Raw genomic sequence first — 8,356 nt, forward strand, 5'->3', positions numbered from 1 at the left:
ACGCGTGGACTATGATTGCATACGAGCACGGAACATTTCGGGAGGAAGTGGGATGTTGCAACAGGGAAAGCCGGACAGCGCTCAGCCGCTCGTCACCGTCCACAATCCGATGGGTTATCCGCCGAAGGTCAGCCGCAAGCAGCCGGCTGACCGCCCGACAAGCCTCGACGGCAAGGTCGTCTATCTTGTCGACAGCCGCTTTGACGATTCCGTCGAGCTCCTGAAGGAGGTCGAGGCCTGGTTTGCACGCAACATGCCCTCCGTGGACGTACGGATCCGCCAGATGGCGAATACCTATTCCAAGGATGACCCACAGCTCTGGGAAGAGATCAAGGCGAACGGCCATGCCGCGATCATCGGCGTCGGCCATTGCAGCACCTGCGCACCGGCCGTCACCACCCATGCGATCACGCTGGAAACCAAATACGGTGTACCGACTGCGGCCATCCACACCGAGAAATTCGACAAGGTCGTTCGCTCCGTCGCCAAGATGGGCGGGCTTTCGCAGCAGCCGCTGGTCTTCGTGCCCCAGCCGGTGATGGGCAAGACGCCGGAAGAACTGCGCGCCTATGTGGAAGGCACCGATCCGATCAGCGGCAAGCCGGTGATGAAGGAAATCATCGAGGCCTTGACCGTTGGCCTTTCGGCGAGCGCCGAGGATGCCCAGTTCGAGCGCAGCACGCCGCGCCTCGTTGAACCGGACACGGAAGATAATCTCCACGCCGCCTTCCTGCGTAACAACTGGACCGATAAGCTGCCGATCATTCTTCCGAGTGACGCCCGTGTCGCAGACATGCTGGCGGCGACCTCCCGCAAGCCGGACGAGGTGGTCGGCCACATGCAGCCGACCACCAATCGCGGCCTGTGGGAATACACGGTCGAGAAGGTCGCCGTGAACGCCGTCATGGCCGGCGCGTCACCCGAATATTTTCCGGTCATCCTGGCATTGGCGGCAGCTCAGGTCTCCGCCCGCGGATCGACCTCCTCATCGGCAGCAGCGATGGCCGTCGTCAACGGACCCGTTCGCAACGAGATCGGCATGAACTGCGGCGTCGGCGCGCTCGGCCCCTACAGCCATGCCAATGCCACGATCGGTCGCGCCTTCGGGCTTTTGTCTCAGAACCTGCAGGGCGGCTCAGTAGTGGGCGAAACCTTCATGGGCTCGCTCGGCAACAATTATACCTATAACAACCTCACCTTCGCGGAAAACGAGGAGCGCAGTCCCTGGGAGCCGCTGCATGTGCAGAAGGGTTTCGACGCCCGGACGAGCACCGTCAGCATTTTCCACGGCTGCCGTTCCACGACCTTCAGCCTCGGCCTGCGCAAGGAATATTGGCGCGAGCACGTACGCGACATGCTGCTCGGCACCGACGCGATCACCGCGCCGACCCTCGTTCTCGACCCGATCTGCGCCCGGCAGTTCATCGATCGCGGTGGTTTCGTGAACAAGCAGGATCTGCTCGACTTCATCTACGAGACGGCGCAGATGCCGGCCGGCCGTTACTGGGACCTGCAACTCGTGCAGAACTACATCTATCCGCGCGCTACCTTCGGCGAGGAGCCGATGGCCGGCAAGCTGAAGGCCGGCAAGGACGAACTCGTCCACATTTTCCGCCCGCAGGACATCAATGTCGTGGTCGTCGGCGGCGAGTCCAACGGCTATTGGCAGATCTACGGCGCGCATTACCGCACGACCGTTTCCGTCGACGATTGGCGCTGACGATGAGCCCGAACGATTACGACATTGTAGTCATCGGCGCCGGCGTGGCCGGGCTGAATGCCGCCATCGCCGCGGCCCGGCACGGCGCGCGCACGATGATCGTCGACATGCTCGGCGCCGGCGGCCAGGTGATCAATGTCGACCGCATCGACAATTTTCCGGGGCCTGCCGAGGGCATGTCCGGTTTCGAACTCGGGCCTATGCTGCAGATGCAGGCGGACGAGGCAGGTGTCGAATTCGCACTCGATACGATCGAGACCATCGCAAAGACAGATACCGGCTTCCGCATCGCGGGTAGCGATCTCGATCTGACGGCGGGCGCAGTGATCGTCGCCGCAGGCTCCGCCAAGCGCACGCTCGGCATTCCGGGCGAAGCGGAATTGGAAGGCCGAGGCGTTTCCCATTGCGCTTCCTGTGACGGACCGCTGATGCGCGGCAAGCAAGTCTGCATCATCGGCGGCGGGGATTCGGCATTGGACGAAGCCTTGGCGCTCGTTCCGCATGCCGCGCGCATCACGGTCATTCATCGCGGCTCGCGCCTCCGCGCCAGCGCCGCTTTGCAGGCGAAAGCCAGCGAAGCCTCCAATATCGAAGTCAGGCCGAACACGGTGGCCACCGCGATCCGCGGCGAAGGCGGCGTCAGCGCGATAACCGTCCGCGATCTGTCGACCGGCACAGAGAGCGATCTCCCCTGCCATGGCGTCTTCGTTTATGTCGGACTTGAGCCCAATACGTCTTTCCTCAGCGACACGGTAACGCTTGCGGCCGATGGCCGGATCGTCGTCGATCTCGACATGCAGACATCTGTGTCGGGCATTTTCGCGGCCGGCGACATCCGAGCCCGCTCGGTCGCGCATCTGGCGGCCTCGGCAGGCGACGGCGTGACGGCGGCAATTTCCGCGGTGCGCCATCTGGCACAGCGTCAGGGTGATACCCAACAGGCAGGACCGCGTGATATCGCGGCCGCATCGGCAGGATAGGCCCATGAACGTGCTGCTCAAAGGCAAACAGGGCAAACCGAGCGTTCGCGACGCGATCGAGCAGGATATCGTCACCGGCTTCTATTCCCCCGGTGATCGGCTCGAAGAGGCAAGTCTCGCGGCCCGCCATCAGGTGTCCCGCACGCCGGTGCGCGAGGCGCTGATCCAGCTAAGCACCATGGGCCTCATCAGAATGGTGCCCAATCGCGGCGCCTTCGTCACCCAGCTGACGATCACCGAGCTTGTCGAGATGTTCGAGGTAATGGGCGAATTGGAAGCCATGTGCGCCCGGCTTGCCGCCCGCCGCATTCGCCCGGAACAGCTGAAATTGCTCGAAGAGGCGCAGGCTGCCTGCGCCACCGCCCAACAGGCCGGCAATTCGGACGATTATTATTACGCCAACGCCGAATTTCACCGGGTAATCTACGAGGCGAGCGGCAACGGCTTCCTGGCGGAAAACGCCCATGCGCTGCAGCGACGGCTGAAGCCTTATCGGCGCCTGCAGCTGCGGGTGCCCGGGCGCGTCAATAGTTCACTGTCTGAGCACGACGAGGTGCTTGCAGCGATCCGGGACCGCGACGACGCCCGCGCCCGCGATGCAATGCGCAACCATGTCGTCATCCAGGGCGAATATTTCAGCGACTTCCTGGCGCTGATGCGCCCGGTGGAACGCCAGCTGATCCCCGGCGAATGATGAGGAACATCGCCACCGGGATCGATTGCGGCGGAAGGAAACCGTGAATTTCTGAGCTCGGGAGGGTCGAGCTTGTCGCCGGCAATGGGCCGGATCAAAGGGAGGAGAGATCATGAAGCATGCCATTACCTATGTGGCCGGCCTGGTTCCGGCATTCTTGCTGGCGGCCGGTCTTGCCGGCGCGGCTGAAATGACGGCCAGCGAAAAGCAGCTCTATGATGCCGCCAAAAAGGAAGGTTCGGTCACCTGGTACGTCTCGCAGACGACCACCGAGTTCGCCGACGGCATGTGCGGCCTGTTCAAGGCGAAATATGCCGGCGTCGGCTGCAACGTCGTGCGCGCCTCCGGTCAGGTCATCTTCCAGCGCCTCGTGCAGGAACTGCAGGCAAAAGCCGTGCAGGGCGACCTGATGTCGACCAATGACGACGGCCAGATGCTGCAGCTGAAGGAACAGGGCGCGCTTGCCCAGTTCGCCCCGGAAAACCTCAAAGACATGGTGCCGGAGCTTCGGGCGCTCGCCGACAAGGAGAACTACTGGATCACGTCAGGTGTCTCGCCTCTCGTCATCGCCTACAACACCAAGCTGGTGACCGAGGCGGAAGCCCCGAAGAACTGGACTGATCTTGCCGATCCGAAGTGGAAGGGCCAGGTGGCTATCGGCCATCCGAGCTTCTCCGGCAGCGTCGGGCTATGGACCATCCTGATGAACGACCTCTACGGCTGGGACTTCTTCAAGAATATCGAGAAGAACAAGCCCCAGATCGGCCGCTCCGTGGCCGACGGTCATAACCTCGTCGCCTCGGGTGAACGCAAGGTGGCGCTGGCGCCGCTGCCGCTGATCCTGTCGGACTCGATGCTCAAAAAGGTACCGATCGGTGTCGTCTATCCGACCGACGGCGCGCTGCTGCCGCCTTCGGCAACCGCCATCTTGAAGGACGCACCGCATCCGAATGCCGCACGGCTGTTCGAGAACTTCCTGCTCGGGCCGGAGATCGCCGAATATTTCGCCAAGGATTACCGTTATCCGCTTCGGGCCGGCGTGCCGCTGGCAGACGGCATGCGCCCGCTCAGCAGCTACAAGACGAAGTCGATCGCGACGGCCGACGGCATCAGGAAGCTGCCCGAGGTCCAGGAAAAATTCCGCGACACGTTCGGAATCTGAACCATAACCGGGAGGCCGGCATCTGCTGGCCTCCGCCCATCACGCCCGCTGGCGTGACCTGTTTCCGACGCCTCCAGTGACAAAGCGAGCGCCGATCATGACGAGTGTTTCCCATCCCGCGGCCAGCACCTGGTCGGATGACCAGCCGGTGAAGGTGCGTGTGCCCTGGCACCAGCGGCTGCAGCCGGCCAATCTGCTCTGGCTGTTCCTCGCCGGCATCCTGGTCGTGCTGATCGTGGCGCCGATGTGGACGCTCGTCGTCTCCAGCTTCACCGACGCCAAGACCGGCGGCTGGACGCTGCACAACTATGTCGAGGCCTATGGCAAGGAACGGCACATCACCGCGCTCACCAATACGCTGAAGATGGGCGCCGTGGTCGTGGTGCTGAAACTTGCCTTCGGGGTGCCGCTTGCCTGGGCCTGCACCCGCACCGACATGCCGGGCCGCAATTTCGTGCGCTACAGCGTGTTCGGCGCCTTCATCATGCCGCCCTATCTCGCCGGCGTCGGCTGGATCCTGCTCGCCGGCCCCAATACCGGCTGGATCAACCGCGTCTGGCACAGCCTTTCAGGCTCGACCGAGCCGCTGGTCAACATCTTCTCCTTCGGCGGACTGGTGCTGGTCACCGCGATCGGCGGCTTCTTCCTCGTCTTCGTGCTGGTGAGCTCGGCCTTCGAGATGATCAATTCCGAGATGGAGGATGCCGCCAACATCCTCGGCGCCGGGCCGTTCAAGACCGCGATGAAGGTGACGTTCCCGCTGGTCATGCCGGCGATCATCGGCGCAGCTCTTCTTTCCTTCCTCGGCGCGATCGCGCTTTACGGCGTGCCGGCGCTGATCTCGATCCCGGCGCGCTACCCGGTCGTGGTCATCCAGCTCACCGAGTTCTTCTCGTTCCCGCTGCGGATCCAGGTGGCGGCCGCCTATTCGATTCCGCTGCTGCTGATCACCGCGGCGATGCTCGGGCTGCAGAAGCTGATCCTGCGCCGCAAGGGTTATGTCTCGGTCAGCGGCAAGGGCGGCGAGCGCCGTATCGTCAAGCTCGGCAGGTGGCGCTGGGTGCTGTTTGGCTATTGTTTCTGCGTCGTGGCGCTGTCGGTGCTGATGCCGATGTTCGTGCTGCTTCTCGCCGCCTTCTCGGACTCCTGGACGGCCGGCTTCTCGTTCAGCAACCTGACGCTTTCCAACTTCCACTATGTGCTCTTCGAGCATTCCAGTTCGCAAAAGGCACTGGTCGGCAGCATCGGGCTCGGCATCGTCGCGGCGACGGTGGCGATCACGCTGGCGCTGTTCATCGCCTATATCGTGCAGCGCAAGCTGATCCCCTTCTCGGGCCTGCTCGCCTTCCTCGCGGTCTCGCCTTATGTCGTGCCCGGCATCGTGCTCGCCATCGGCTTTTATGCGGCTTATGCCCTGCCGCCGATCGCGCTTTACGGCACCTATACGATCATGGCGCTTGCCTTCGTCACCCGCTTCCTGCCGATCGCCTTCACCACCAGTTCGGCCGGCGTGCGCAGCATCCATCCGGAAATGGAGGAGGCGGTGCGCATTCTCGGCGGCGGGCGGGTGACGGCGCTCAGGCATGTGGTCGGACCGCTCCTGAAGCGGACGCTGGCCGGGGGCTGGCTGCTGATCTTCGTGCCGGCGGCACAGGAACTCTCGACCGCCATCTTCCTGGTCGGTCCCACCACGCGCGTCGTTTCCGTCGTGCTGCTCGATCTCAGCGAGGAAGGCGAGCTCGAAAAGCTCGCGGCGCTGGGTTCACTCTTGTTGATCATCATTGTCGCAGTCGTCGCCATCGGGATGCGTTATCTCGGACGCGACTTCATGTTGAGGAGAAGCTAATGGACGGACTTGTCCTCAGGAAACTCGGTCGCCGTTTCGGAGCCGTCGATGCGGTGCTCGATTTCGACCTGCATATCAAGCCCGGCGAATTCGTGTCGCTGCTCGGCCCTTCCGGCTGCGGCAAGACGACGACGCTGCGGATGATCGCCGGGTTCATCGACCCGACCTCCGGCTCGATCGAGCTCGACGGCAAGATATTGTCGGCGCCATCAGGCTCGGTGCCGCCGGAAAAGCGCGGCATGTCGATGATCTTCCAGTCCTATGCGATCTGGCCGAACATGACGGTGTCGCAGAACGTCGCCTTCGGGCTCAACCTTCGCAAGCTGCCTTCCGACGAGGTCAAGAAACGCGTCGGAGCGGTGCTGGAAACGGTGCGGATGAGCCATCTCGCCGACCGTTATCCGGCCGAGCTTTCCGGTGGCCAGCAGCAGCGCGTGGCGCTCGCCCGCGCAGTGGTTATCCGTCCGGCCGTGCTGCTGCTCGACGAGCCGCTCTCGAACCTCGACGCCAACCTGCGCGAGGAGATGCGTTTCGAGATCAAGCGCATGCATGACGAGTTCAAGATCACTTCGGTCTATGTCACCCACGACCAAGGCGAGGCGATGGTGACTTCCGACCGCATCGCCGTGATGAACAACGGCCGCCTTGAGCAGATCGACAGCCCTTACGCGCTCTACAGCCGGCCGAAGACCCGGTTTGTGGCGAGCTTCATCGGCCGCACGAATTTCCTCTCCGGCAATTGCGGCAACCACATGATCGACTTTGCGGGCTTCAGTGTGCCGCTGGCGATGATCGGCGAAGAGGTTTCTGGCGGCGGCCCGATCACCGTCTCCATCCGACCGCAGGCGATGAAGCTTTCCGCAACCGAGGCTCCCCGGGAAAAAGCCATCAACCTGCAAGGCTCGGTGCGGCAATCCTCGTTCCTTGGCGAGACCTGGGACTACGTCTTCCAGTCGACGGACAGCGGGTTGCAATTCCGTGTCGCCGCGCCGCCGGCGGACGTCTTCGAGGTCGGCGCGCCGGCCTGGCTGCAGATTGATCCCGCGCAGATCGTGCCAATCGCGGATTGAGGCTCGCCTCGCCCGCTATTTCACTTTGAAACCCATCCGTCGCACCACATCGAGCAGCACGTGCCGGCCTTTCAAGGCCGGTGCGTCGGCAATGTCGCCCGTCCGTTCTGTGAGCGAACGGATTGAGGACTGGTCGACCTTGACGATATGGACTGGAAAACGGCTCATATAGCTCAGCGACGAATAGCCGGTGCCGAGCTCGTCGAGCGCGATGCGGCAGCCGAAGCGGTGGTTCTGGAGAATGCGATGAGTGATATCGACCGCCGCCATGCAGAGCGCCTGATGGCGCGAGCCGGCCTCGACGCCCTGGTAATCTTCCAGCCCGAAGCCTTTCGGTATGCAGTGGGCGCGCCGGCCGGTGTGGCGACCATGTGGGGCAGGGCGGGTGCCGCAATCGCGCTTGTGCCGGCCGATGCCTCGATTGGTCTAGCCGCGATCGCCAGCGACCACGCCGCCGGCTCGATCCGCAAGGCAGCGGCAGAGGTCGACCTGCGCACCCATCGCGTCTGGATCGACATGCTTGATCTGACGGGAGCCGAGAGCGTCGATCAGATCAACGAGGCCTATCGCCAGCTCGGCTCGGCCGGTCCGCGGCCGGAAACGTTCGATCGATCCGCCTGTTTTGGCCTGCTCGGTGATCTGCTGAAGGAGCGCGGCCTCGAGCGGTCAAAGATCGGCGCCGACCTCGAATTCATGCCGGCCGCCGATTTCGAGGCGTTGAAACTGGCTTTGCCGACTGTGAGCTGGGCTGACGGCTCGGAATTGCTGCGCCGTCTGCGGGCCGTTAAAACGCCGCGCGAGATCGAACGGCTGCATCGTGCCGCCAAGGCCGCGGAGGCCGGGCTCGTCCGCATGGCGGCGGCGGTGAAACCCGGCGCACGGCT

The 8,356-nt window shown here is 63.5% G+C and carries 8 protein-coding genes; 7 read left to right on the top strand and 1 reads right to left on the bottom strand.

Annotation, left to right across the window (positions count from 1 at the left end; translation table 11 throughout):
* The first annotated feature begins 52 nt into the window (after positions 1–52).
* The 6 genes from MOV63_RS15505 (at position 53) to MOV63_RS15530 (ending at position 7,472) form a co-directional block, all read left to right on the top strand.
* Positions 53–1,720, top strand: a complete 1,668-nt coding sequence (locus MOV63_RS15505; protein WP_247034690.1) for a hypothetical protein — start codon at positions 53–55, stop codon at positions 1,718–1,720.
* A 2-nt stretch (positions 1,721–1,722) separates the two neighbouring features.
* Positions 1,723–2,700: an NAD(P)/FAD-dependent oxidoreductase gene (locus MOV63_RS15510; RefSeq protein ID WP_247034692.1), complete on the top strand. Its 978-nt coding sequence runs from the start codon at positions 1,723–1,725 to the stop codon at positions 2,698–2,700.
* A gap of 4 nt (positions 2,701–2,704) precedes the next feature.
* Entirely contained in the window at positions 2,705–3,394 is a 690-nt protein-coding gene (locus MOV63_RS15515) for a GntR family transcriptional regulator (protein ID WP_051900240.1), read from the top strand.
* A gap of 112 nt (positions 3,395–3,506) precedes the next feature.
* Positions 3,507–4,556: an ABC transporter substrate-binding protein gene (locus tag MOV63_RS15520; RefSeq protein WP_247034694.1), complete on the top strand. Its 1,050-nt coding sequence runs from the start codon at positions 3,507–3,509 to the stop codon at positions 4,554–4,556.
* Positions 4,557–4,653: 97 nt separating this feature from the next.
* A complete protein-coding gene (locus tag MOV63_RS15525) occupies positions 4,654–6,402 on the top strand; it encodes an iron ABC transporter permease (protein WP_247034696.1) in 1,749 nt (582 codons plus the stop codon).
* Positions 6,402–7,472 (top strand): ABC transporter ATP-binding protein, encoded by a 1,071-nt coding sequence (locus tag MOV63_RS15530; RefSeq protein ID WP_247034699.1) that lies wholly within the window; start codon positions 6,402–6,404, stop codon positions 7,470–7,472. Before MOV63_RS15525 ends, MOV63_RS15530 begins: the two co-directional genes overlap by 1 nt.
* Before the next feature lie 15 nt (positions 7,473–7,487).
* Here the strand turns inward: MOV63_RS15530 and MOV63_RS32995 are convergent, their stop codons facing one another.
* Positions 7,488–7,742, bottom strand: coding sequence for an EAL domain-containing protein (locus tag MOV63_RS32995; RefSeq protein WP_405029337.1), 255 nt, complete (start codon positions 7,740–7,742; stop codon positions 7,488–7,490).
* Between MOV63_RS32995 and MOV63_RS15540 the strand changes: the two genes are divergently transcribed.
* A partial coding sequence (locus MOV63_RS15540; protein WP_247034707.1) for an aminopeptidase P family N-terminal domain-containing protein occupies positions 7,719–8,356 on the top strand: 638 nt, incomplete at its 3' end. The genes MOV63_RS32995 and MOV63_RS15540 overlap by 24 nt on opposite strands.

Origin of the sequence: Neorhizobium sp. SHOUNA12A, assembly GCF_023006505.1 — a bacterium.
Taxonomy (GTDB): Bacteria; Pseudomonadota; Alphaproteobacteria; order Rhizobiales; family Rhizobiaceae; genus Neorhizobium.

What these genes read in the sequence shown, in the direction of transcription:
- MOV63_RS15515 (WP_051900240.1), top strand. Translation starts at nt 2,705, where the DNA reads ATGAACGTGCTGCTCAAAGGCAAACAGGGCAAACCGAGCGTTCGCGAC.
- MOV63_RS15520 (WP_247034694.1), top strand. Translation starts at nt 3,507, where the DNA reads ATGAAGCATGCCATTACCTATGTGGCCGGCCTGGTTCCGGCATTCTTG.
- MOV63_RS15510 (WP_247034692.1), top strand. Translation starts at nt 1,723, where the DNA reads ATGAGCCCGAACGATTACGACATTGTAGTCATCGGCGCCGGCGTGGCC.
- MOV63_RS15525 (WP_247034696.1), top strand. Translation starts at nt 4,654, where the DNA reads ATGACGAGTGTTTCCCATCCCGCGGCCAGCACCTGGTCGGATGACCAG.
- MOV63_RS15530 (WP_247034699.1), top strand. Translation starts at nt 6,402, where the DNA reads ATGGACGGACTTGTCCTCAGGAAACTCGGTCGCCGTTTCGGAGCCGTC.
- MOV63_RS15505 (WP_247034690.1), top strand. Translation starts at nt 53, where the DNA reads ATGTTGCAACAGGGAAAGCCGGACAGCGCTCAGCCGCTCGTCACCGTC.
- MOV63_RS32995 (WP_405029337.1), bottom strand. Translation starts at nt 7,742, where the DNA reads ATGGCGGCGGTCGATATCACTCATCGCATTCTCCAGAACCACCGCTTC.